Raw genomic sequence first — 23667 nt, forward strand, 5'->3', positions numbered from 1 at the left:
CCGCATGCGGATCGTGATCACAGGCGCCAGCGGGAACGTCGGCACCGCGCTGTTGCGTGCCCTCGGACCCGGCCACGACGTCGCCGGTGTCGCCCGCCGGGTGCCGGATCGCGCCGCTGAGCCGTACTCGCGCGCGGAATGGCATTCGGTGGACATCGGCGCGCCGGATGCCGACGAGCTGCTGACCGGAATCTTCACCGGTGCGGACGCAGTCGTGCACCTGGCCTGGGCCATCTCCCCCGCCTGGAGCGACCCGCCGATGGCGCGCACCAACGAAGGCGGCACCGCGAACGTCCTGAAGGCGGTCAGCAAGGCACGCGTCGGACAGGTGGTGTGCGCGTCGTCAGCAGCCGCCTACGCGCCGGAGCCGAACGACGAGAAAGTCACCGAGGACTGGCCCTGTCGCGGGATCGCGGCCAGCGCGTACAGCCGGGGCAAAGCGGATCTGGAAGACGCACTAGACCTGTTCACGTCCGCGCACCCGGACGTCGCCGTCGCGTGGATGCGCCCGTGCGCGATCCTGCAACGGCGAGCGGCAGGGGAATTCACCCGGTGGCTGCTCCCGCCCGCGCTGCCGCCTCGCCTGATCGGCGGCCGGTTCTCGCCGGTGCCGCTGTGGCAGGGTCTGCGGCTCCAGGCCGTGCATACCGACGACGTCGCCGAAGCGTTCCGGCTGGCTCTCGAACAGCGCGCGGTCGGTCCGTTCAACCTCGCCGCCGAGGACGTGCTCGACGCTTCCGCGTTCGCGCACGCCGTCGGTGGTACCCGGATCGCGGTACCGAAGCCGGTCGCGCGGACGGTCGCTCGCGCGGCCTGGCTGGCCGGGCTCCAGCCGCTGCACCCCGGCTGGCTTGAGCTCGCTGATCAGGCCGCGCTGGTCGACGCCTCGCGGGCGCGGCTCGTGCTCGGCTGGACGCCGCGGTACAGCTCGGCCGAAACCGTCCAGGACCTGGTCGCCGGGATGCGCCGGAAGGACGGCGCGCCGTCGGCCCCGCTCTCCTCTTCGCGCCCCGGCCTGCTCGACCGCGCAAGGGCGCTGGGCAGGGGCCGTCCGACCCGCCAGTCGCAGGCCTGAACCCGTGCACACCGCCGACGCGATCGTCATCGGAGCCGGGCACAACGGGCTCGTCGCGGCGAACCTGCTCGCCGACGAGGGCTGGGATGTCGTGGTCCTGGAAGAACAACCCGTTCCGGGCGGGGCCTTGCGCACCGAGGAGATCACCGCCCCAGGCTTCCGCTCGGACCTGTGCGCCGCGTTCTTCCCGCTCGGCGCGGTGTCCCCGGTGCTCCGCGGCCTCGACCTGACAGAGCACGGCCTGCGCTGGCTCCACGCGCCGGACGCGCTCGCGCACGTTTTCCCGGACGACCGCTGCGCCGTCCTCTCCCGAGACCTCGACCGCACCGCGGAATCGATCGCGCAGTTCGCTCCCGGAGACGCCCGATCGTGGCGGGAGCTTTTCTCGCAATGGCAAGGATTCCGCGACGAATTCCTGGACGCGCTGTTCACTCCGTTCCCGCCGGTGCGGGCCGGTGCCCGGTTCCTGCGCCGCACCGGAACCGCCGAGGTGCTGCGGCTCGCGCGGATGCTCACGCTGCCCGCCCGCCGATTCGCCCGCGAACGGTTCGAGGGCGAGGGCGCCCGGCTTCTGCTGTCCGGAACCGCCGCGCACAGCGACATTTCCGTCGACAACGCCGGGAGCGCGGTTTTCGGCTGGTTGCTGGGGATGCTGGCCCAGGACGTCGGATTCCCAGTCCCGGAGGGCGGGGCGAGCGAACTGGTGGCCGCATTAGTGCGCAGGCTCCGCTCCAAGGGCGGGTCTGTCCATTGTGGAAAACCGGTGACCGAGGTGCTGGTGGCGCGCGGCAAGGCGGTCGGGGTGCGCTGCGCGGACGGCGAGCCGATCCGGGCTCGCAAGGCGGTGCTGGCGGACGTCACCGCGGAGACGTTGTACGGCAAGCTCGTCGCACCGCAATGGCTGCCTTCGCGGTTGCTGGCGGATCTCCGGGTGTTCGAATGGGACAGTGCGACGGTGAAGCTCGATTGGGCGTTGTCCGAGCCGATCCCGTGGACCGCGAAGGACGCCCGCAGCGCCGGAACCGTCCATTTAGGATGCGATGAGGACGGGTTGTCCGCTTTCGGCGCGGAATTGGCCCGGGACCGGGTGCCGGAGCAGCCGTTCCTGTTGCTGGGTCAGATGACGACAGCGGATTCGACGCGGTCTCCTGCCGGTACAGAATCCGTATGGGCGTACACGCACGTCCCGCGCGGCAGCGACCGCGACACGGTGCGGCGACAGGCCGAACGCATCGAGGCGACGGTGGAGCGCAACGCTCCGGGGTTCCGGGATTTGATCCTCGCGCGCCGGGTGCAGGGCCCGGCGGACTTGGCCGACCACGACGCGAACCTCGTCGGCGGCGCGATCAACGGCGGCACGACGGCGATCCACCAGCAGCTGTTCTTCCGTCCGGTGCCGGGACTCGGCCGGGCCGACACGCCGGTCGACCGACTGTACCTCGCCGGCGCCGCGGCGCACCCCGGCGGCGCGGTCCACGGCGGGCCGGGCGCGAACGCCGCCCGCGCCGCGCTGGCCCGCGAGCACCTGCTCGGCCCGGGGTACGCCGCGGTGATCCGCGCGGCGAACCGGGCCGTCTACGGCTGACTCTCTCCGGTCCCCCGCCACCGCCCGAGCGCCAACGCCGCCAACCGTGCCAGCGACTCGCGGTTCCGCGGCCCCAGCACCAGTGCCAGCACGCTTTCCGGCACCAAACCGCCCGCCCCGCTCGTCACCCGCTCGGCCATCCGCACGATCGTCTGGCCCTCGCCGTCCGGAGCCAGCGACAGCTCGATCCGCGCCGTGCCGAGCGCGCCGCCCCGGGCTTCCAGCTCCAGCGAAACGCCGGGTTCGACCGCCAGCACCACCGTGGTGTCCTCCAGTTGCACCGGCCATCCGCCGACGCTGTGGTGGATCCGCGCGCCCGGCTGGGGCCAGCTCGCGTCGACGTCGCGGATGTGGCAGCTGCCCACCACCCAGCCGGAATAGGACCAGCCGTCCGCCAGCACCTCGAACACCGCTTCCGGCGGCGCGGGCACCGTCCGGCTCACTTCGACCATGCGTCTCCTCCTCGTTTCCCGCCGGATTCCCCCGGAGGAGACGGGCAAACTCCGGGCCGGGCCGCCGCCCGGACGCGAGGACCGCGAGCTTCGCGGACGCAGGTCGCTCCGAATTGATGAACCCCGGCCCCTATCGCGGGCCGCCGAGGGAGCGCACCATGGAGCCTGGCACCGACCGGACGCACTCCCCCCAACCCGAGCGGGAAGCAACAATGCCGAATCCACGGCCGAATTCACTGGCGAGTTCGCGGGTTCCCGGACCCGCGGCCGTCGAGGCGGCGGTGGCCGCCGCTCTCCTCGCGCCGGGCGCCTCCGACGCCCCGTTCTGGCACTGGCGCACCGGGTACCGCACCCTCCACCTGTACGCGGACCCGGCCAACTGGCGAGCCGCCAACGACTCCGCCGGGCGATGGCAGACGCTCGCCAGCGGCGCGGCCCTGCACCACCTCCGGGTCGCCTTCGCCGGTCTCGGCTGGGCCTGCACGGTGGACCGGCTGCCGTGCCCACTGGAACCGGGCCACCTGGCCGTAGTGACGCCGCATCCCGGCGAACCGGCTCCCGGAGAGACTGCTCTGGCGACGTCGATCGCCCGCCGCCGGGAGGATTTGCGGCCGTGCGGCGGACGGCCCGTGCCGTCGGACTGCCTTGACCGGCTTTCGCAAGCCGCCGCCCGCGAAGGCGCGGTCTTGCACCCAGTGGAAGACCGCGCGGTCCGCAGGTACCTCATGACCGCGCTCGGCGAGAGCGCACGGGTTCCTGCTCAGCTGCCTCGGGAAGAGGCGTATGCGCGAAGCGCATCCCTGGCGGCTCCGCAAGGCGTCCTCGTCCGCGCAGGCGCGGGATACCGAATCCCCCGAAGCGAAGCCGAACCGCGAAGCGACGGCGCGACGCTGGTCGTCCTCAGCACGCCCGGTGACGATCACCTCGCCTGGCTGCGCGCGGGAGAGGCGCTGAGTTCGGTGCTGCTGACCGCCACCGTCCACGGACTCTCGTCCGGCCGGTTGAGCCGGGCCAGCCGCCGGATGCGCGAGACGCTCGCGGAACGCGTCACGCTCGGGCACGCGCCCCAGGCGGTGCTGTGGGTGGGACGGCCGCCGGTCGGCGTGAAACGGCTCCAGCGGACGCGGTCGCACGCCAGCGTCGACGACGTCCTCGAACCGCTCCAGGCGCCGGCGCGGTACGGCGGCTGACCTGCTTCGCCTGCGGTCGGCGGAAAGTTCGGTCACCGCCGCGCCGTCCACTTCCCACTGTGCCGGATGGACGCGGCTCTCGCGCCGGTGCTTTAGAGTGGCACCGTGGCAGCGGAAACCGGCGAATTCCCCCGCGCCGAGCGTCCCGGGCGCCGGCCGGTTCTCTCCGATGTCGCGCGGCTGGCCGGGACCTCGACGGCAGTGGTCAGCTACGTCCTCAACGACGGACCCCGTCCGGTGGCGGAAAAGACGCGGCGCAAGGTCGAGGACGCCATCCGGATGCTCGGCTACCGGCGCAACCCGCTCGCCGGCGCGTTGAGCGGCGGACGGTCCAATCTGGTCGGTTTGCTGGTGCCGGACACCGCGAACGCTTTCTTCGGCGAGATGTCGCGCTGCCTCGAGGCCGAGGGCCGGCGCCGGGGTTTGCTCACCCTGCTCGGCAACACCGATTACCGACCGGGCCTCGCCGACGAGTACGGCGAAGCGTTCTCCGAACTGCGTCCGCGCGGGATTTTCGTGACCACCGGCGAAAAGCCGCGGCTGTCGACCGAAACGCCGTGCGTGTACCTGCAATGGGCAGCACCGGACGACTCGCCCAGCGTGGCGTTCAACGACTTCGACGGCGCGCGGCTCGTCACCGAACACCTGCTCGGGCATGGATACGAAGACATTCTGTGCGTGGCAGGCGAATTCGCGGTAGGACCGGCGAAAGGCCGCGAAGGCGGCTGGCGGCGCGCGATGGCGGATGCCGGGCTGCCCACCGAAGGCAGGCTGGTCCGGACGTCGTTCGACAAGGTCGAAGCGGGCCGCGCGGTACGCGAGGTGCTGACGAGCGGCCGCCGGATCCGCGCGGTCTACGCGACCACCGACGAGCAGGCGCTGGTGACCATCCGCATCGCGCACAGCCTGGGTTTGCGCGTGCCGGAAGACCTCGCGGTCGTGGGCTTCGACGGAACCCGCGAGGCCCGCCTCGGCGACGTTCCGCTCACGACGGTCCGCGTCCCGCTGGAGGAATTCGCGGTCCGGGCTTTCGACGCGCTCGACGGGCGCGGTGTTTCGTCCGTGCTGGACGGAACGCTCAGCATCGGCGTGACCTGCGGCTGCGAACCCGGTGCCGCCGAGGAAACCGCGCACGGCAAAGCCACCGCAACCGGATAACCGCCCCGCCGCGGCCATCACGGCGGGGCGATCCGTTAAACCGCGAGGGTGTTGTGCTCGTCCGACGCGTACTCCGCGTTCAGCGACAGCGCGCTGAACCGGAACGGGCGATCCACCCGGGTGAAGCCGAGCGGGCAATGCCGCGTGCCCGCGGGCAGGTAGACCGAACCGCTGGTCGTGATCACGTGGCGGACGCCCTCGATGTCGAGGTAGATCTCCGCGCCGAGGTCGTCCGGGTCCGCCGGGTTGTTCCCGTGCCAGATCAGGACCTCGTCGTAGTCGTGCTGGTGCTCCTTGACCCACTGCACGGGGGTGTCGCATTCGCTGATCCACGTGTAGGTGAGGTGGATCTTGCTCTCCGGGACCTCCTTCGCGCGCATGAGGGCGAGCGATTCGCCGACGTTGGGCGGTTCGACGACGCCCGCCGCGGCTCCCTCGTTGACGAGATCGTCGAGACAGTTGGGCATTTTCCTCACGAACAGACGCTCGTACGGGCTGGTCATGGGGCTGCTTCCTCCTCTGCTCCGCCGGACGTCGCGGTCCGGCAGGAGCTCACTCTAAACGATTAGCTTCTCCACTTGTAGACTCTTCCCTCGTGCCGGAACTGGCCGTACCCTGTGGCGACGCTCGGCAGATCTAAACGATTAGATTTCTGGCTTCCCTGGAGGTCCCCAGTGTCGCGCAGACCCCGATGCCTGCCAACCCTCCTGCTCGCCGCCGCGCTGCTCGCCGGCTGCAGCCCGCCGTACGACGCGGCGGCGGGCGGGCCGAACACGCTCCGCGTCGCCGTTTCCGCCGATGCGGGCGAGAGCCTCAATCCCTACGTCGGCACCCAGAGCCCGATCCAGGAGCTGCGCAGCTCCCTGCTCTTCGAGGGGCTCACCGCCTTGGACCCCGAGGGCAAAGCCGAATGGCGGCTCGCCACCGGAATGACCTCGAACGCCGACCGGACACAGTGGACGATCACGCTGCGCCCCGGCGTGAAGTTCACCGACGGCACCGAATTCACCTCCGCCGACGTCGTGTCGAGCATCAAGTACCTGCGCGATCCCGCGCATGCCGCCCAAGGTCTGGCGCTGATCCAGATGATCGATCCCGGTTCGGTCCGGGCGGTGGACAAGCTCACTGTCCGGGTCGGACTGACCGAGCCGTTCAGTCCGTTCAAGGAGATCTGGGCGAGCGTCCTGCTGCCGATGACCAAAACCGGTTCGGCGCCGGCGAAGCCGATCGGCACCGGGCCGTTCGCGGTCAAGTCGTTCGTGCCCGGTCGCGAGTCCACAGTGGAGCGCTTCGACGGTTACTGGGGCGAGAAACCGAAGCTCAGCGCGGTCCAGCTGATCGAGTACCAAAGCCAGCAGGCTCAGGCGAACGCGTTGCTGTCCGGGCGGGTCGACATCGCCTCGAACACGAGTCCGACGATCGCGAAGTCCCTCGTCGGCCGGGACGGCATCCAGTTGCTGGACAGCAAAGGGAACTTCAGCCTGCGGATCGGGCTCAACACGGCCGTCCCGCCGTTCAGCGACGTCCGGGTGCGGCAGGCTTTGCGGCTGCTGGTCGACCGGCAGCAGATCGTGTCCAACGTCTTCAGCGGCTACGCCCGGATCGCGAACGATTACGAGACCACCGCGCCCCCGTGCGCCGCGCCGGACATCACGCAGCGCGCCCCGGACGTCGCGGCCGCGAAACGGCTGCTGGCCGAGGCCGGGCAGACTGATCTGGCCTTTGCGATCACCACTGACGGCCTGCTGCCGGGCATGTCGGAACTGGCGCAGGTCTTCGCGCAGAACGCCGCGCAGGCCGGGGTGAAGGTGAGCGTCAACGTGGTCCCCACGCCGGAACTGCTGGCGAAATGGGGCAAGTGGCCGGCTTACGTCGACTACAACCCGGTCCCCTACCTGCCGTCCGTGCTCGGCTCGCTGCTGCCCGACCGGATCGGCAACGGCGCGAACTGGAACGACCCCGCGTTCGTGAAGCTCGCCGGGAAGCTGTTCTCCTCGCCCGAAAAAGACCAGTGCCCGCTCATGAACCGGATGCACGAGATCGAGTACACGAGCGGCCCGAACATCACGCCCGCGTTCTCCGACGTGCTGATGCCGCACCGGCCGGCCGTGCGCGGGCTGGTGCCGGACGTGAACGGCCGCCCGCTGTCGTTCCTGACCGGGGTGACCGTCGGATGACCGCGCGCTGGCTCGTGCGCCGGCTCGTGCTCGGCGTGCTCGTGCTGCTGCTGGTCTCGATCCTGATTTTCCTGGTGACGCAAGCGTTGCCGGGCGACGTCGCCCGGATCGTGCTCGGCAAGGACGCCACCGGCGAGCAAGTCGCGGCGTTGCGGCATCAGCTCGGGCTCGACCAGCCGCTCGTGACGCAGTACGGCCGCTGGCTCGGCGGGCTGCTCACCGGCGACCCGGGAGTGTCGCTGCAGAACCGGGAACCGGTCTCGGAAATCCTCGGACCGCGGATCCTGAACTCGTTCACCCTCGGCTTCATTTCGATGCTGCTGATCCTCCCGCTCTCGGTGGTCGCCGGAGTGCTGAGCGCCGCGCGCCGCGACAGTTTCGCGGACAAGGCGTTCGTCGCGGTCACGTCGCTGAGCATGGCGCTGCCGCCGTTCGTCGTGGGCATGCTCCTGATCGCGCTGTTCGCCACCTCGATGCTCGGGGTGCTGCCGGGGGTTTCGGACATCCCGCCCGGCGATCTGCCGTGGTGGCACCCGGCGGAACTCGTGCTGCCGGTCGCCACGCTCGCGTTCATGGGGGTGATGTACTTGGGCCGCCTCGTCCGCGCTTCGGTCATCGACGCGCTGGACAGCGAGTACGTGCAGATGGCCGTCCTCAAAGGACTGAGCCGCCGCCGCATCCTGTTCCGGCACGCGCTGCCCAACGCGATCGCGGCGAGCCTGCCCGCCGCCGGTCTGGTCGCCGCGGTCACGATCACCGGCGTCGTGGTGGTCGAATACGTCTACTCCTACCCCGGGCTCGGCACGGCGCTGGTCAGCGCGGTGAACTCGCACGATCTGCCGGTCCTGCAGCCGTGCGTGCTCATCCTCGCGGCCACGTACTACCTGTGCAATCTGCTCGCGGACATCCTCGCCGCGGTAGGGCGGAGCCGATGAGCGTCTCGGTGGTGCGCCGCGCGGTCCGGACCGGACGCGCCCGGCTGGGGCTCGGTTTGCTTGCTGCTACGGCATTTATCGTCATCTTCGGCCCATTGCTCGCGCCGTGGCCGCCGACCGCCATCGTCGCTCCGCCGCTGGAGGGACCGAGCGCGGAATTCCCGCTGGGCACGGATCTTCTCGGCCGGGACGTGCTCAGCCGCCTGCTCTCCGGAGGCGGCACCCTCACCTGGATGACGCTGCTGGCCACCGCCATCGGCGTAGTCCTCGGCGCACTCATCGGCCTGACCGCCGCCTACCGCGACGGGGTCGCCGATACCGTCCTCATGCGTGCGATGGACGTCGTGCTGAGTTTCCCGGAGACCATCTTCGTGCTGGTTTTCGTGGCTGCGTTCGGCCGGCACCCGCTGCTCACCGCGTCGCTCGTCGGGGTGGCGTTCGCGCCCGGCGTCTCGCGCGTGCTGCGTGGTGCCGCACTGCCGGTGCTCGACAGCGAATATGTGTTGTGGGCCAAGGCGAACGGACTGCCCGGGCGGCAGATCGTCCTCAGCGAGGTACTACCCGGGGTGACGTCGCCGCTGATGGTGGAGACCGGAATGCGGCTGGTGTGGGCGGTCACCGCGATCGCCTCGCTGAACTACCTCGGCTTCGGCATCGCGCCGCCCGCTCCGGACTGGGGGCTCATGGTCAGCGAGAACCAGGACGGTCTGGCGGCCGCGCCGCTGCCCGTGCTGGCGCCGATCGCGCTGATCCTGATGATGGCGCTCGGCGGCAACCTCGTCGCCGAGTCCGTCGCCCGGACGGTCAGCCGCACGGAAGGAAAGAGCTGACGTGAGCAAGGAAGTCGTGGTGTCGGGGGTGACCGTCGAGGCCGCCGGGAATCCCATCGTCCGGGAGATCGGCTTCGAACTCGGCCGGGGCGAGGTCCTCGGCGTGGTCGGCGAGTCAGGGTCCGGAAAAAGCACGCTCGCGCTCGCGTTGCTGGGCTTCGCCAGGTCCGGCGCGAAGATCACGGGCGGACAGGTCGTGGTCGACGGGGTGAATCTGCTTTCCTTGCCCGCCGCGGAATTGCGTCGTGCGCGAGGCCGGAGAGTCGCGTACGTGCCCCAGGATCCGGCTACCGCGCTGAACCCGGCCCTGCGTGTCTCGACCCAGCTGACCGAGGGATCGGGCCAGCTGCTGCCCCAGGTACGACAGCTGCTGGACACCGTCGGACTGCCCGGCGACGACGCGTTCCTGCGCCGCCGCCCGCGTCAACTGTCCGGCGGCCAGCAGCAACGGGTCGCCATCGCGATGGCCGTCGCCGCCGGGCCGCGGCTGATCGTGCTCGACGAACCGACGACCGGACTCGACGTCGCCACCCAATCCCGCGTGCTCGGCCTGGTCCGGGACCTGTGCCGGACCCGCGACCTGGCGGCGATCTACGTGTCGCACGATCTCGCGGTGGTCTCCGACGTCGCCGACCAGGTGATGGTGATGTACGGCGGCGAGGTCGTCGAACACGGCCCCGCCCGCGAGGTCCTGACCCGCGCCGCGCACCCCTACACGCGGGCTCTGCTGGCGGCCGTCCCCTCCGCAACCCACCGGCAGCGGCTGGTCCCCATCCGCGGCCGAGCGCCCGGTATCGACGATCCTCGTGCCGGGTGCGTCTTCGCACCACGCTGCGATCACGCCACGACCGCTTGCGGCACAACACATCCGGCGCTGACTCGCTCGGCTTCGGGCACTCTCGCACGGTGCATCCGCGCGGACGAAGTAGCTCAGACTGCGCGAAGCGTGCCGCGCGCACCCGAGCCGGACCCACCTGCCGCGGACCAAGCGGCGCTGTTATCGGTCTCCGGCCTGAACGCCAGCTACCGCGGACGACAGGTCGTCTTCGACGTCTCCTTCGACCTGCGGCCCGGCCAATGCCTCGCGGTCGTCGGCGAATCCGGCAGCGGCAAGACCACCATGTCGCGGTGCCTGGCCGGACTGCACACCGAGCAGCAAGGTTCGGTGATCTTCGAAGGCAAGCCAGTCCCGCCCGCCGCCGCCCGGCGAGATTCCCGTACCCGGCGCGAACTGCAGTACGTTTTCCAGAACCCCTATGGCTCGTTGAGTCCACATCGGACGGTCGAGGACGGTCTGCTGGTCCCCCTGCGGCACTATTTCGGCGTAACCGCCCGCGAAGGCCGCCGCCGGGCCCGCGCCGCACTCGACCGCGTCGAGATCCCCGCCCGGCTGGGCGGCCGCTACCCGGCGGAACTGTCCGGCGGACAACGCCAGCGAGTCGCGATCGCCCGGGCGCTGGTATGCGAGCCGAAACTGATCATCTGCGACGAGGTGACGTCCGCTTTGGACGTTTCCGTGCAAGCGTCCGTGGTGGAATTGCTGCGCTCATTGATGAACGACGGACCCTCGATGATCTTCGTGACGCATAATCTCGCGGTCGTGCGCAGCATTTCGGACGAGGTCGTCGTGCTCAGCGAAGGCCGGGCCGTCGAGTCAGGACGGACTGACCAGGTACTCGCCGCGCCGTCGCATCCGTACACGCGGAGCCTGCTCGCCGCAACACTGGAGGTCCCTACGAGCTGGCGCGGCGATAGCGGATGTGGGTGGTGAGCGGCGAATGCAGCACCTCGACGGGCTCGAAACCGAAGGATTCCACCCCGTCGAACATGCTCTCGCCCGACCCGAGCAGCACGGGCGCGATGTCGAGCGTGAACTCGTCGATCACCCCGGCGATCAGCGCCTGCCGAACCGTCGACGCCCCGCCGGCGATGTCGACGCCCCTGTCCCCAGCGGCTTCACACGCCGCTGCGTAGGCGGCGTCGAACCCGTCGGTGACGAAGTAGAACGTCGTCCCGCCCTCCATCTCGATCGGCTCGTGGTGATGATGAGTCAACACGAACACCGGCGCGTGATACGGCGGTTCGGCGCCCCACCAGCCGGACCAGTCCTCGTCCCAGTCGCCGCGGACGGGACCGAACATGTTCCGCCCCATCACATACGCACCCCTGGGCCGCATCAGCCACTCGCTGACGGTCTTGTCGGCGTCGGTGGCGCGGGGGTCGCCGATGTGCCAGCCGTGCAACTCCACCCCCCGCTTGCCGAGCGGGTCCTCCCGGCTCTGCGCCGGCCCGGCGACGAACCCGTCCAGCGACATCGACATGTGACAGGTGGTGTCCGGCATGGCGGACCTCCCGAGTGATTGCGGTTTGCAAGCGGTTGGGAGGAAGATAGCACCGAGGAGGCGGGAACGCCATGCGTTGAGCGGGATCCGGTGCCGAGTCGGCTCAGTCAGCCAGCTTGCCCAGGAATGTGGTGGTGCGGTGCCAGGCGAAGTACGGCTCGGAAGCTTCCCGGTGCGCCCCGCAGCGACGACCGGCCAGGTGCTGCATGCGCAGTTTCAGGCTCCCGGCGGGAAGTTTGCCGAGTTCGACGGTCCGGATGCAGCCGGTTCCGTCGACCGTCACCCAACCCGCCTCGTAGAGGATGTCGCAGCCGAAGCTGCAGGCGAGCATGGCGATGTCGCGGAGATTCCGCCGTTCATCGTCGGTGCAGGCTGCGCGCTTCTTCACGTGCGCGGCAACCAGGAAGTCCACCGGGAACTCATCGCCGCACAACGCACACAGCGCAGAGGTGCGCTCGTTAGCGAGCAACCGGCGGAGCTTGCGCTGCTCGGTCCGGACTTTGACCTGCGCCCGCACGTCCAGCTCGCCGTAATGGACGTCCGTCGCGTCGGGTTCGGCGGCAGAGCTGTGCAACGTCACCGTTGCCGGGGAGGTGGTGGTCGTGACGTGCGGCAGCGTGGCAAGGACTGCCCCGACGAAAGCACTCCGGTGACCGAGTTCCTCCACGGAAACCTGGATCTTGCCGCGCGCGGTGAGCACGTCCAGCCCGTACTGGATGTCGACGAGGGGGACGGCCTGCCCGCCCGGGGACCGGTCGGTGCCCACCAGCACCGACCCGTCCTCGACATCGATGATCCGGTTCTCCTTGCCGGTGACCGTCCGGATCGTCTCGCCCTTGAGGCTGCGGAGCAGGTCGCCCACCAGGGCCTCGCTCGCCGAGGGTGCGGCGAGATCCGCCTCGAGCTGCGCCGCGTCGCCCGGCCCGCAACCCCGAACCTCCAGCCGCAGTTCGATCCGCTTCTGGTTGTTGCCCTCTTTCGCTGCGCCGTCTTTCAGGCCGACCCTCCCGGACGCCCGGGTGATCTGCCGCCGCAGCTGCCCGATGTCGCGCTCTTCGGCCAAATGGATCGGAACCGGGACGATGCTGCGCTCTTCCTCCGGCAGGCGGGTGGCCTGCGACGACGCCACCACGCCGGAGACCACGACCGCTTGCCGGTCCCGAAGGCGGCGGAGCAACAACGTCAAGGCCTCGTTGTACTGATTGTTGCGCGGCTGCGGCCCGGCGCTCCGGCCGCCTGCGCTCTCCATGACCAGGCTCAACCGCTCGCCGTCGGAAACCACGGAGAACTCCGCGTTCAGCTCAATGCCGTCGTCTTTGCGCGCAAACACGGGATCAGCTTTCCAGACCTGGCCTGCCGCCGTCGACGATCAGAACAGCGAGCCCGCCCCGATCGCCGCGCATACCGACAGGAACAACCCGCCCACCGCGAAGCCCAGGGGTTTCTGCCGCCATGCCGTGTGCCGGTCCAGGGCGTACCACCCCGGGCCGGTCAGCAGCAATGCCAGCGCCATCGCCGCGAGCGTCAGTTCCAGTTCGAATCCCGGGCCGCTGGTGCCGAACAGGCCGCCTGACCACTTCACCCGGACCGCGCTGATCGCGACGCCCAGCAGGCCTGCCGCGGCGAGCGGGGTCAGCAGGCCCAGCGCCAGCAGGACCGCGCCGGCGACTTCGGTGATGCCGGTCAGCCAGGTCAGGAATTCGATGTTGTGGCTGAACCCGTAGCCGCGCAACACGTTCTCGAAATGTGCCATGCCCGCACCGCCGAACAGGCCGAAGACCTGCGTGAGCCCGTGCGCCCCCATCGCGACCGACAGCATCAGCCGCAGCACCAGCAGACCGAAGTCCAAGCCGCCATTCTCATCCGACCAACGGGACATGTTCGCCACGCCGGACACCCTAGCCATCCCGCGGGCCGGTCCCGGCGACCCACCGGACGTGTCGCGGAAACCGTCACGGCGCGGAGGCGGCGCCTTCGGGCAGATAGCTGTCCCGGAAACCGAACGCGCTCGGCGAGGGTCCCTTCTCCCGCAGCAGTTCCAGCCGCTCGACGGCCTCCTCGACCGTCGGGACCTGCCCGGCGGGCACCCACCACAACACCTGGAACGGCGCCTTCGGCAGTTCGAACCACTCCGACCGGCGGCGCAGCATGTCCAGATGGCCGCTGCGGTAGACGTAGTCCCACAGCGCGTCGCGGCTCTCCCAGACCGACATGTTCACCAGGACGTCGTCGCCGAGCGAGGTCCGCAGCGAGGTCGCGTCGTTGCCGCCGTCCTCGACCAGGCGCCACACGAAGCCGGGCGCGTTGTCGGCGACCTCGTTCAGCGTGTCGAGCATCGACGTGAAGCCGTGCATCCGAGGGTCTTCGAGGGGATGTCTGAGGATGCCCACGTTGAGCTGGGCGAGGTGATGTTCCGTCACTCGTTCACCTCACCATCGCCGGACGTTCTATGTCAACTCTCATTATTTTTAGAAGGCTCGACAACGACGCAGCACAGCCCGGGGCGCGGATCCATCCGGGCGCGCAGGCCTTCGGCGTCGTCGAGCAGTCCTTCCAGCAGCGCCAGGTTCATGCCGCACACCAGCCCCGGATGCCGTTGCGAGAGGACGTGGAACGGGCAGTTGACGAGGCGCAGGACGTCGCCGTCCTCACGCGGTTCGTACCCGCGGGCGGCCAGCAGTTCCTTCGCGGCGGCGAGGTCTTCGACCGGACAAGCGGCGGCGCGGCCCTCGCGGCGGGCGGCGGCTTGAAGTTCGGTGTCGAGACGGGCGACTTCGGCGACCTCGGCCAGCAGGTCGGCGGCGGTGCGGTAGTCGCGCGCCGGGACGGAGAACTGGCGTTCGGCTCCGGACCGGCGGTAGAGCTTCGCCGGGCGACCGGCGCCCGGGCCCGAACGTCCGCTCAGCCGCTTGCTTTCCGTCTCCAGCAGCCCGGCGTCCACGAGTTTGTCGAGGTGGAAAGCGGCGAGCGTGCGCTGGATCCCGGCCCCCTCGGCCGCCTCGTTCCGGCTCACGTCGTGGTCCTGGGAGACCACGTAGTCGTACAGCCGCCGCCGGACCGGGTCCTGCAGGACGGCGATCGCCTCGATGTCTTCCACGCCGCCAGTCTAAGAACAACGACAATGCGCGTTAGAGGACGCCGCTCCCCTTCGAGCTCCTCCGCGTCGAGACCGACCGGGGCGGCTCGGCGCGCATGTGGTCGCGGACGCGGGTCATGATGCCGCCCAGCGCGTCCAGGTCCGAAGTGGACAGTGGAGCGAACAGCAACCGGCGGACGGCGTCGATGTGCCCGGGAAGCACCTTCGCGACCAGCTCCCGCCCGGCGTCGGTGATGCCGACGACGGTGGCCCGCTGGTCGTCCGCACTGGGGCCGCGGGTGACCAGGCCCGCCTTTTCGAGCAGGCCCGCCTGGTGAGTCAGGCCGCTGCGGCTGTACACGACGCCGTCGGCCAGTTCCGTCATCGTGAGCGGTCCGGCGGAGTCGGCGAGCCGGGCGAGGAGTTCGAACTGCACGTAGCTGAGGTCGCCCTCGGCCCGCAGTTGCTGGCTGACGGCGTGCTGCAGCAGGTTCACCGCCTCCATGAGCGCGAAGTAGGTGTTGAGCTGCTTGGGCTCCAGCGCGTCCGCCATGCCGCCAGTCTAGATGCTTCGAAGTCGAATCATTGTGGCCGTCCTCACGTCTCCGCGACTTTGCTTCGATATCGAAGCATACTCGGAGGTGCTTCGACTTCGAAACACATTACGGAGGATGTCATGAAGGCAGTGCGCTACCACCGCTACGGCGGAAGCGAAGTCCTGGCGCTCGAAGAGGCCGAGCGGCCGGCTCCTGGCGACGGGCAGGTGCTCGTCCAGGTCGCCGCCACCTCGTTCAACCCCGTCGACCTCGGGATCCGGGCGGGCGGCCTGCAGGAGGTGTTTCCCTTGACCTTCCCGCACGTGCCGGGCATCGAGGTCGCCGGGACGATCGCCGAGCTCGGTCCCCGGGTCGACGGACGCCAGGTCGGCGACGCGGTCGTGGCCTTCCTGCCGATGAACGCCGACGGCGCGGCCGCCGAGTACGCCGTCGTTCCCGCCGACGCGCTGGCGGCCGCCCCGAAGACGGTCGAGCTGCCCGACGCCGCCGCGCTGCCGGTCGGCGGATTGACTGCCTGGCAGGCGCTTTTCGACGACGCTCGCCTGCAGGCGGGCCAGACGATCCTGATCAACGGCGCAGGCGGGGCGGTCGGCGGCTTCGCCGTTCAACTCGCCCATCAGGCAGGCGCGACGGTGACCGCGACCTCGAGCCCGCGCACCGCGGAACGCCTCCGCGACTACGGAGCCGATCGGATCATCGGGCACCTCGACTTCGCTTCCGACGCCGTCGACGGAGCGCCGTTCGACGTCGTGCTCAACCTCGTGCCCACCACTCCGGAGGAGACCGCGGCGCTCGCCGGCCTGGTCGCCGACGGCGGAGCGCTGGTCAGCACCACCACTCCCCCGCCGGAAAATCCCGGACGCGGCATCCGGACGGCGCGGGTGTTCGTCGTCAGCAACGCCGAGCAACTGGCCGAACTCGTCGAGCGCGTCGACGCGGGGACGTTGCGGATCACCGTCGCCGACCGGCGGCCGCTCGCCGATCTCCCGGCTGTGCACGAAGAAGCAGCCTCGGGACAGCTTGTCGGCAAGACCGTCCTCACTCCATGAAAGCCCCGGTTCGAGCGCTGGCTTCAGCGCTCGAACCGCTTAGCTCCGGGCCTTCGCCAAACCGGCCGGAGTCGCCCCGAGCCACCAACGCGGGTCCGCCGTCCCCTCGGTCGTGCGGCCGTCGCGGTGGACGAAGAACCGCTCGTCCCGCCCGAGCGTGTCGAACTCCCCGTCGAGACCGCGCGTCAGCCACTCCGCGCCGAAGGCGAAGACCTCCGCTGCCGTGCCGCCCAGCGGGTGGAATTCGTCCTCGTAAACCCGCATTTCCTTGGGCGCACGGATCTTTTCGTAGGTCTCGAGCGCGCTTTCCACCGGCGTCAGCTCGTCGAATTCGCCGATGCCGAGCAGCACCGGGCAACGAATACTGGTCACGAGGTCGCCGAGCGGCATCTTCTCCTTCAGGTCGCGGTCGAACGCCGCTTCGTCGGTGTAGCCCGCCATGTACAGGTAGTTGTTCTTGAAACTCGGCTGCGCCCGCTCGAAAATCGTCTCGAAATCGCCGGACACCGCCTCGAACGCGGCGACCGCGCGCAGGCGGGTGCCGGGCGTCGCCGCGGCGCGCAGGGCCCAGTACCCGCTCATGCTGATGCCGAACATGCCGATCCGGTTTTCGTCCACTTCGGACAGACCGGCGAGGTACGCGGCATAGGTTTCGAGGGCGCGCTCGTAGTTGTCCAGGGTCACGGTCAGCCCGCGCGCCCGCGTCTCCCCCTGTCCCGGTCCTTCGATGGACAGCGCCACGACTCCGCGCGAGGTGTAGTAGCGCTCGGCCGCGAAGATGTAGTCCTCCTTGATCATGTCCATGCCGGGGCCGAGAATCACCGCCGGGGCACCGGAAACCGGCTGTGCCGGCAGGTGCAGGAGAGCGAAGATCTTGCCGCCCTCGAAGTCCAGCTCGACCCGGCGGACCGTGTGGCCCCGAAGCTCTCCCAGCCGCGCCACGCACGAATCGCAGCGTTCGCGGAATTTCGCCTTGCGTCCGTCGGCGGAGTCGAAGATCGAGTACTGCGCGCGGCCGTACATCACCGCGGCCCGCAGGTACAGGTCCGACGCCGTCCGGCGGTAGCCCAGCCGCTCGTGGTGCGCGGCCCGCTCCTCCGCCTGTCCCGCGACGACGGCCCACGCCTTCGGCAGCATCGCTCCGGCGCGGACCATCGCGAACACCTTGTCGAAGTCGGCGTGATCGTGCCCGAGCTGTTCGAGCGTGCCCTTGCCTTCCGGGTGCAGCGCGTCGAAGCCGCCCTGCGCCAGCGCGATGTCCAGGGCCCAGCTCTGCCCGGCCGAACGTGTCGCCATGCCCGCCTCCTCAAATAACTAAGTACTTAGCTAATGTGCCACGGCTAGACTCCGCGCGGCAAGGAATGCGGCGGGCACCACAGGAGAGAAGACCCGATGGGCGACGAGGCGATCACCCGGCTGGCACGAGCCGCTTACCGGCTCAGCGCGGCCGATTCCCGGCTGCGCGGCCGCGCGACCCGCAGCGCCGAAGCCCTTTCGCTCGCGCACGCCCGCGCGCTCAAGAGCCTGGCCGAACACGGGCAGATGACGGTCAACCAGCTCGCCGGGCACGTCGAAACGACCGGGGCGGCGGTCACCCAGCTGGTCAACGGCCTGGCCAACGCCGGTTACGTCACGCGCGAACGGGCCGCCTCCGGGGACCGGCGCACGTCGATCGTCGCGTTGACCGACGCGGGCCGCCGCCGGCACGAGGAGCGCGAGCAGGTCCTCGCCGCCGGATTGCGCGAGCTGACCGAAGACCTCGACGAGCAGGCGATCGACGCCGCGGGCACGGTGCTCACCCGGCTGGCCGACCTGTACGACCGGCTCTGACCCTCGCGGCAGCCTCTATCACGTGATTGAAACGGCTGATAGAGTCCGGCGGCATGGGCACCGAAGCCGCGCGGATCCCCGCTCGCGGGGAGGCGACCGAGCAGCGCCTGATCGCCGCCGCGGAACGGCTTTTCGCCGAGCACGGCGTCGGCGCGGTGTCGCTGCGGACCGTGATGTAGGAGGCGCGGACGAACGTCGCGGCGATCCACTACCACTTCGGTTCCCAGGAAGGCCTGCTCGACGCGGCCCTGCGCAGCCGGCTCGACCAGGTGACCGGCGAGCGGAACGCGGTGCTGCGGGAATCCCCCGGAAAAGACGCCACCGCACGGGAATTGGCCCGCGCGTTCGTGCAGCCGGTGGTCGCGGTGCTCGAATCGGGCGGCGAATGCTGGATCCGGCTGGTCGGCCGGCTGCTGGCGACCGGCGGCGACGGGCTGGACGCGGTCGCCGAGTCGTTCTTCGAGCGCAACGCCGCGTTCGTCGCACAGCTGGACCGGCTGTGCCCCGGAATCCCCCGCCGCACGCTCGATTTCCGGCTGTCCCAGGCGATGACCGTGACGCTGAACGTCCTCGGCGACGTCGGCCGCACCCGCCGCCTGCACGGGCCGGACGCGGCGGACTGGACCACCGGCCAGATCGTCGGCGACCTCGTCGACGTCGTCACCTCGATACTCGCCGGCCCGCCCGGGGCCCGCCGGAGGAAGTGAGGAACCGATGGGAGCCAACCAGCGAGCGCAGATCGAGATGCCCCCCGAGGAGGTGTCGGCCTACCTCGCCTCGCAGCGCACCGCGACGCTGGTGTCGCTCGGCCCCGACGGGCATCCGCACGCGGTCGCGATGTGGTACGCGGTCATCGACGGCGTGCTGTGGTTCGAGACGAAAGCCAAGGCGCAGAAGGCAGTCAACCTCCGCCGCGACCCGCGCGTCACCGTGCTGATCGAGGACGGCCTGACCTACGACGTCCTGCGCGGCGTCTCGCTCGAAGGGCGCGCCGAGGTCGTCGACGATCCGGACGCGCTCTGGGCGGTCGGGGTCAACGTGTGGGAGCGATACCACGGCGAGTACACCGACGAGGTGAAGCCGATGGTGGAATTCATGCTCCGCAAACGGGTCGCGATCCGCGTCGACGTGGAGCGGGTCCGGTCCTGGGACCACCGCAAGCTCGGGCTCGACCCGATGCCGCTCGCCGGATCGACCGCCCGCTGACGCGTTCGCCCGCCAGGAGGTCACGATGGGCCGCTTTTCCCTTCCCGCACAGGCACCGAAAGGCCTGGACTCGCCGGTGACTGCGGCGCTCATGAAATACATGTCCCGAATACAGGTCAAAGTCTTCACCCTGACCAACGGCCGGGTCGGCCACAACTGGCGCGTCGGCGCGGGTTTCCGCAAGCCCGTGCCGACGCTGCTGCTGGACCACCGAGGCCGCAAGTCCGGGCGGCTGTTCACCACGCCGCTGCTGTACCTGCGTTCCGGCGACGACCTGGTCATCGTCGCCTCCCAGGGCGGGCTGCCGAAACATCCGCAGTGGTATTTCAATCTGCGCGCGGAACCGGAAACCCGCGTGCATCTCAAGGCCCGCCGCGACGTCCCGGTCACGGCGAGAGTCGCGTCGCCGGACGAACGACGCGAGCTCTGGCCGCGGCTGGTCGACCTGTACGCGGATTTCGCGAAGTACCAGGATTGGACGGAACGCGAGATTCCGGTCGTGGTGCTTGCCCCGCGTCAGGCCTGATATTCGCGGAGGAGGCCGCGGCTGATGATGGTTTTCTGGATTTCGCTGGTGCCCTCGCCGATCAGCAGGAACGGGGCCTCGCGCATCAGGCGCTCGATCTCGTATTCCTTCGAGTAGCCGTACCCGCCGTGGATCCGGAACGCCTCCTGGGTCACCTCGGCGCAGTACTCGCTGGCGATCAGCTTCGCCATCCCCGCCTCGACGTCGTTGCGGGCGCCGGAATCCTTCAACCGGGCCGCGTTCACCATCATCAGGTGCGCGGCCTCGACCTTCGTCGCCATCTCGGCGAGCTTGAACGCGATCGCCTGGTGCTGCGCGATCGGCTTGCCGAACGTCGACCGCTGCTGCGCGTAGGCGATCGCCAGCTCGAACGACCGGATCGCGATCCCGCACGCCCGCGCCGCCACGTTCACCCGGCCGACCTCGACCCCGTCCATCATGTACGAGAAGCCCTTGCCCGGCGCCTCTCCCAGCACCTTGTCCGCGCCGATCGTGAAGCCGTCGAACACCGCTTCGGTGGTGTCGACGCCCTTGTAGCCCATTTTGTCGATCTTGCCCGGGATCGTCAGCCCCGGAAGCACCTCGCCGAACCCCGACGGCTTCTCGACCAGGAACGTCGTCAGGTTCTGATGCGCCTTCTCCGCGCCCTCGTCGGTCTTCACCAGCAGCGCGATCAGGTTGGAGGAGCCGCCGTTGGTCAGCCACATCTTCGCGCCGTCGATCACATAGTCGTCGCCGTCGCGCCGCGCCCGGGTCTTGATCGCCGCCACATCCGACCCGAGGTCCGGCTCGGACATCGAGAACGAACCCCGGACCTCACCGGTCGCCATCCGGGGCAGGAAATGCTGCTTCTGCTCCGGCGTCCCGTGACGGGTGATCATGTGCGCCACGATGAAGTGCGTGTTGATCACGCCGGACACGCTCATCCAGCCCCGCGCGATCTCCTCGACCACCAAGGCGTAGGTGAGCAGCGACTCGCCCAGGCCGCCGTACTCCTCCGGGATGGTGAGCCCGAACAGGCCCATCTCCATCATCCCCTCGACGATCTCCGCCGGATACTCGTCCGCGTGCTCCAGCGCCTGCGCGTGCGGGATGATCTCCTTGTCCGCGAACGACCGCACCGTGGACAGAATCTCCTGCTGCACATCCGACAAACCCGCAGTCCGGGCCAAACGAGCCATCAGGGGTCAGCTCCTCATCGCGGCGATGACGCGAGCGAAATCGCGCATCGCCGGTTCGGGCACCGTGACGTAGCTGAAGCCGAACGTCTTCCGGTGCTGGTGAAGGGTTTCCGCGATCTCCGCCGGAGGTCCGGAAAGGACAGTGGGCACCTGCGCCAAATCGATCGGTTGCGCCTCGAACCGGGGCAGCCGGTCGACTGCGGACTGGCGGTCGCCATCGAGGGTGACGGCGTGGATGAGCAGGTTGAGTTCGAGGTCGTCGAAGCGGTGCGGGGCCGTTTGCCGCACGTGGTCCACGCGAGCGGCGAGCGCGTCCGCGCCGAGGAACCGGAGCATGCCGGGGCGTTGCCCGGGTGCGGCCCCGCTGAACGCGACGATGTCGGCGTGTTCAGCGGCGATCCGCAGGACCCGGTCGCCGTTGCCCGCTACGCACAACGGCGGCCGCCGGACCGGGCTCGGGCGGTGGTCCGGGTCGGCGAGAAGCCGCCCCACCTCCAGCACGGTGCGCTCGAGGTGGTCGACCCGTTCGGACGCGCTGCGCCAGGGAATCCCGGCGCGGTCGAACTCGGCTTTGACGTAGCCGGTTCCGAGCGCGACCTCGAGGCGTCCGTCGAGCAGTGCGTCCGTTCCGGCGAGATCACGGGCCAGCAGCACCGCGTTGTAGAACCCGGCGTTGAGCACGAATACCGCGAGCTGCGGCCGGGTGGTGGCTTCGGCCGCCGAAACAAGCGCGGGCAACGGCGCTGGCATGCCCAGGTGGTCGGCGACCGCGATGACGTCGTAGCCGAGGTCTTCGGCTTCGCGGCACCGCGCCTGCCATTCCGCGCGCGAGGACGGCGTGAGCAGGTTGACGCCGAATCGGAACTCCCGTGCAGTCATCCGCGGGTCTTCCGGATCGCGTCGACGGCGTTGTGCCGGTCCGCGGCGACGTAGACAGTCCCGTCGGAGCCGAGCGCGAGACCGCCGGAGCGGGCGTACGGGACGTCCAGGTAGCCGACGTCGAGTCCGGTCGCCAGCACCTCGGTTTTTCCTTGCCGGTTCACCGAAAGCACGCGATGACCGGTGGCGTCGAGGACGACGGCCGTTCCGTCCGGCCGGACCGCGACGGCCCGCAGTCCGCCGAGTCCGGCAGCTCGTTCGAGAACCTTTCCGGAGGCGGGTTCGACCTCGAGGAGACGGCCGCGAGCATCGGCGACCAGAACTGTCCCGCGCTTCGTGACGGCAAGACCCGTTGGTGCGCCGAGGTTTTCGACCAGCGGACGGACGTCCTCGCCGACGACGCGCAGCAGCCTTCCCTTCGCGGGTTCGGAAACCACCAGGCTGCCATCGGACAGTTCGACGGCATCCGCGGGATTGTCGAGGCCGTGCACCTCTCGGACAACCTTCCCAGTGCGGCGGTCCACCACCTGGACGGACCCGATCAGTTCCGAGGCGAGCACGAAATGCCCTGCGGTGACGCTGATCCCGGACGGAAACTCCAGCGAGGACGACAGCCGACGCTGGATTTCGCCGACCGCACCGGTGCGCGGGTCCACGGTGCGCAGCGCGGTCGCGTCCGCGACGTAGAGCGTGCGCCCGTCGGAAGCGAGATCCGCGGGGAAAGCCAGTCGACTGGACGTAATGACCGTGACGGCGCCGGTGTTCAGGTCCACTCGGGAGACGGAACTGTCGGCCATGTTGCTGACATAAGCTTGCCCACGGGGGTCGATGATCATGTTGTCGTCCGCGGCGGGCAGCATCGCCACGGTGTGCTTGGCGCCGTCCGGGTCGATCCGGGCCAGCTGACCGGTCGCGCCGTCGAGCGCGTAGAGGCGGTTCCGTGGATCGAAGCGGACGGACACCGGCTGCCGGAATCCTTGGGTCAGCACCGAAATCGCTCCGGTTCGCGGATCGACCCGGGCCACTTCCCCGTATTTCGATCGCGGCGCGTAGATCATGCCGTCCGGGCCGAAGGCGAACGCGTTGAGCCCGCCCGGATCGCGCACGACGAGGCGGGGCGCGGCCTGGCCGGCCAGGTCGATCTCCCAGAGCGCGTCGGCGAAGGTCAGCTGCCCGACGTACAGGTGCTTGCCGGACCGGTCGAACGCGATGGAGTTGACGCCGGGCAGGTCGCGGGCGACGGTGCGGATCCGGCCGTCCGGCGCGCGGCCTTTCACCACGCCGCCGACCGGGTCGGTCCACAGGATTTCGCCGGAGGGGGCCACCGCGAGGTCGTCGGAACGGCCGTCGCGCGGGCCGACGAGGGTGTGGTTCCGTCCGGTGCGCGGGTCCACCGCGGAAATGGTTTCGCTGGCGAGGCTGGCGGTGAGCAGGTCGCCGTTCGGGGCGAGGGCGATGCCGTTCGGCGAGTGCAGCGTGGTGCCGCTGACCAGCCGCTGGACCCGGTAGCGGGTGGCGGCGGCAGCGTCCGGGACAGCAGTCAGGGGCAGGACGAGCGCGAGGGCGAGCGCGACAGAGCGCAGGCGTCGAGCAGGGGGCACGGGTCTTCTCCTCCGCGG

General features: G+C 69.8%; 26 protein-coding genes. 14 read left to right on the plus strand and 12 right to left on the minus strand.

The window, feature by feature from the left end:
* The first annotated feature begins 4 nt into the window (after positions 1-4).
* Both DMP23_RS44520 and DMP23_RS44525 read left to right on the plus strand, forming a co-directional pair.
* A complete protein-coding gene (locus DMP23_RS44520) occupies positions 5-1075 on the plus strand; it encodes an NAD-dependent epimerase/dehydratase family protein (protein WP_337824817.1) in 1071 nt (356 codons plus the stop codon).
* A 4-nt stretch (positions 1076-1079) separates the two neighbouring features.
* Positions 1080-2660 carry a phytoene desaturase family protein gene (locus DMP23_RS44525; protein ID WP_337824818.1) on the plus strand — a complete coding sequence of 527 codons (1581 nt, stop codon included), beginning with the start codon at positions 1080-1082 and terminating at the stop codon, positions 2658-2660.
* Here DMP23_RS44525 and DMP23_RS44530 read toward each other — a convergent pair.
* Positions 2651-3112, minus strand: coding sequence for an SRPBCC family protein (locus DMP23_RS44530; protein WP_037820677.1), 462 nt, complete (start codon positions 3110-3112; stop codon positions 2651-2653). The genes DMP23_RS44525 and DMP23_RS44530 overlap by 10 nt on opposite strands.
* A 212-nt stretch (positions 3113-3324) precedes the next feature.
* Between DMP23_RS44530 and DMP23_RS44535 the strand changes: the two genes are divergently transcribed.
* Positions 3325-4302 (plus strand): NAD(P)H nitroreductase, encoded by a 978-nt coding sequence (locus DMP23_RS44535; RefSeq protein WP_337824819.1) that lies wholly within the window; start codon positions 3325-3327, stop codon positions 4300-4302.
* 105 nt (positions 4303-4407) lie between these two features.
* A complete protein-coding gene (locus tag DMP23_RS44540) occupies positions 4408-5460 on the plus strand; it encodes a LacI family DNA-binding transcriptional regulator (RefSeq protein WP_337824820.1) in 1053 nt (350 codons plus the stop codon).
* A 35-nt stretch (positions 5461-5495) separates the two neighbouring features.
* On the opposite strand, the gene DMP23_RS44545 is transcribed toward DMP23_RS44540, so the two are convergent.
* The gene (locus DMP23_RS44545) at positions 5496-5963 is read right to left on the minus strand and encodes a hypothetical protein (protein WP_134669021.1); all 468 of its coding nucleotides are present in this window, start codon (positions 5961-5963) and stop codon (positions 5496-5498) included.
* A gap of 171 nt (positions 5964-6134) precedes the next feature.
* Here DMP23_RS44545 and DMP23_RS44550 point away from each other — a divergent pair, with 171 nt between their 5' ends.
* Genes DMP23_RS44550 through DMP23_RS44565 form a run of 4 tightly spaced genes read left to right on the plus strand, consistent with a single transcriptional unit; the run spans position 6135 to position 11173 of the window.
* Positions 6135-7637 (plus strand): ABC transporter substrate-binding protein, encoded by a 1503-nt coding sequence (locus DMP23_RS44550; RefSeq protein WP_337824821.1) that lies wholly within the window; start codon positions 6135-6137, stop codon positions 7635-7637.
* Positions 7634-8572 (plus strand): ABC transporter permease, encoded by a 939-nt coding sequence (locus DMP23_RS44555; protein ID WP_337824822.1) that lies wholly within the window; start codon positions 7634-7636, stop codon positions 8570-8572. Before DMP23_RS44550 ends, DMP23_RS44555 begins: the two co-directional genes overlap by 4 nt.
* Positions 8569-9402, plus strand: coding sequence for an ABC transporter permease (locus DMP23_RS44560; RefSeq protein ID WP_337824823.1), 834 nt, complete (start codon positions 8569-8571; stop codon positions 9400-9402). The genes DMP23_RS44555 and DMP23_RS44560 overlap by 4 nt, the downstream gene beginning before the upstream one ends.
* A gap of 1 nt (position 9403) precedes the next feature.
* Positions 9404-11173, plus strand: coding sequence for a dipeptide ABC transporter ATP-binding protein (locus tag DMP23_RS44565; protein WP_134730023.1), 1770 nt, complete (start codon positions 9404-9406; stop codon positions 11171-11173).
* On the opposite strand, the gene DMP23_RS44570 is transcribed toward DMP23_RS44565, so the two are convergent.
* From DMP23_RS44570 to DMP23_RS44595, 6 genes are all read right to left on the minus strand, one after another.
* Complete coding sequence (locus DMP23_RS44570) at positions 11136-11744, minus strand: dihydrofolate reductase family protein (RefSeq protein WP_337824824.1); 609 nt, start codon at positions 11742-11744, stop codon at positions 11136-11138. The genes DMP23_RS44565 and DMP23_RS44570 overlap by 38 nt on opposite strands.
* 103 nt (positions 11745-11847) lie before the next feature.
* A complete protein-coding gene (locus DMP23_RS44575; protein WP_337824825.1) occupies positions 11848-13074 on the minus strand; it encodes a hypothetical protein in 1227 nt (408 codons plus the stop codon).
* A 39-nt stretch (positions 13075-13113) separates the two neighbouring features.
* Complete coding sequence (locus DMP23_RS44580; RefSeq protein WP_200864202.1) at positions 13114-13593, minus strand: DoxX family membrane protein; 480 nt, start codon at positions 13591-13593, stop codon at positions 13114-13116.
* 103 nt (positions 13594-13696) lie between these two features.
* On the minus strand, positions 13697-14164 hold the full coding sequence (locus tag DMP23_RS44585; protein ID WP_134730029.1) for a DUF3291 domain-containing protein: 468 nt from the start codon (positions 14162-14164) through the stop codon (positions 13697-13699).
* A gap of 32 nt (positions 14165-14196) precedes the next feature.
* Positions 14197-14841: a helix-turn-helix transcriptional regulator gene (locus DMP23_RS44590; protein WP_134730031.1), complete on the minus strand. Its 645-nt coding sequence runs from the start codon at positions 14839-14841 to the stop codon at positions 14197-14199.
* 31 nt (positions 14842-14872) lie between these two features.
* Positions 14873-15373 carry a MarR family winged helix-turn-helix transcriptional regulator gene (locus DMP23_RS44595; protein ID WP_037820690.1) on the minus strand — a complete coding sequence of 167 codons (501 nt, stop codon included), beginning with the start codon at positions 15371-15373 and terminating at the stop codon, positions 14873-14875.
* A gap of 123 nt (positions 15374-15496) precedes the next feature.
* Here DMP23_RS44595 and DMP23_RS44600 point away from each other — a divergent pair, with 123 nt between their 5' ends.
* Positions 15497-16426, plus strand: coding sequence for an NADP-dependent oxidoreductase (locus tag DMP23_RS44600; protein ID WP_337824826.1), 930 nt, complete (start codon positions 15497-15499; stop codon positions 16424-16426).
* Positions 16427-16465: 39 nt separating this feature from the next.
* Here DMP23_RS44600 and DMP23_RS44605 read toward each other — a convergent pair whose 3' ends face one another.
* Positions 16466-17722, minus strand: coding sequence for an alpha/beta hydrolase (locus tag DMP23_RS44605; protein ID WP_337824827.1), 1257 nt, complete (start codon positions 17720-17722; stop codon positions 16466-16468).
* Between the two features lie 96 nt (positions 17723-17818).
* Between DMP23_RS44605 and DMP23_RS44610 the strand changes: the two genes are divergently transcribed.
* From DMP23_RS44610 to DMP23_RS44630, 5 genes are all read left to right on the plus strand, one after another.
* A complete protein-coding gene (locus DMP23_RS44610) occupies positions 17819-18256 on the plus strand; it encodes a MarR family winged helix-turn-helix transcriptional regulator (RefSeq protein WP_337824828.1) in 438 nt (145 codons plus the stop codon).
* Between the two features lie 53 nt (positions 18257-18309).
* On the plus strand, positions 18310-18435 hold the full coding sequence (locus DMP23_RS44615) for a hypothetical protein (protein ID WP_337824829.1): 126 nt from the start codon (positions 18310-18312) through the stop codon (positions 18433-18435).
* A 90-nt stretch (positions 18436-18525) separates the two neighbouring features.
* Entirely contained in the window at positions 18526-18963 is a 438-nt protein-coding gene (locus tag DMP23_RS44620; RefSeq protein ID WP_337824830.1) for a hypothetical protein, read from the plus strand.
* A 7-nt stretch (positions 18964-18970) separates the two neighbouring features.
* Positions 18971-19462, plus strand: a complete 492-nt coding sequence (locus DMP23_RS44625) for a pyridoxamine 5'-phosphate oxidase family protein (RefSeq protein WP_337824831.1) — start codon at positions 18971-18973, stop codon at positions 19460-19462.
* 25 nt (positions 19463-19487) lie between these two features.
* Entirely contained in the window at positions 19488-19988 is a 501-nt protein-coding gene (locus DMP23_RS44630) for a nitroreductase family deazaflavin-dependent oxidoreductase (RefSeq protein ID WP_337824832.1), read from the plus strand.
* On the opposite strand, the gene DMP23_RS44635 is transcribed toward DMP23_RS44630, so the two are convergent.
* Genes DMP23_RS44635 through DMP23_RS44645 form a run of 3 tightly spaced genes read right to left on the minus strand, consistent with a single transcriptional unit; the run spans position 19979 to position 23649 of the window.
* Positions 19979-21169, minus strand: coding sequence for an acyl-CoA dehydrogenase family protein (locus tag DMP23_RS44635; protein WP_337824833.1), 1191 nt, complete (start codon positions 21167-21169; stop codon positions 19979-19981). The two genes, DMP23_RS44630 and DMP23_RS44635, sit on opposite strands and share 10 nt — an antisense overlap.
* Positions 21170-21175: 6 nt before the next feature.
* Positions 21176-22048, minus strand: coding sequence for a TIGR03621 family F420-dependent LLM class oxidoreductase (locus DMP23_RS44640; protein WP_337824834.1), 873 nt, complete (start codon positions 22046-22048; stop codon positions 21176-21178).
* Positions 22045-23649, minus strand: a complete 1605-nt coding sequence (locus DMP23_RS44645) for a DUF6923 family protein (RefSeq protein ID WP_337824835.1) — start codon at positions 23647-23649, stop codon at positions 22045-22047. Before DMP23_RS44645 ends, DMP23_RS44640 begins: the two co-directional genes overlap by 4 nt.
* Positions 23650-23667 lie beyond the last annotated feature (18 nt).

This window comes from Amycolatopsis sp. A1MSW2902 (assembly GCF_017312175.1).
In the GTDB taxonomy this organism is placed as follows: domain Bacteria; phylum Actinomycetota; class Actinomycetes; order Mycobacteriales; family Pseudonocardiaceae; genus Amycolatopsis; species Amycolatopsis nivea.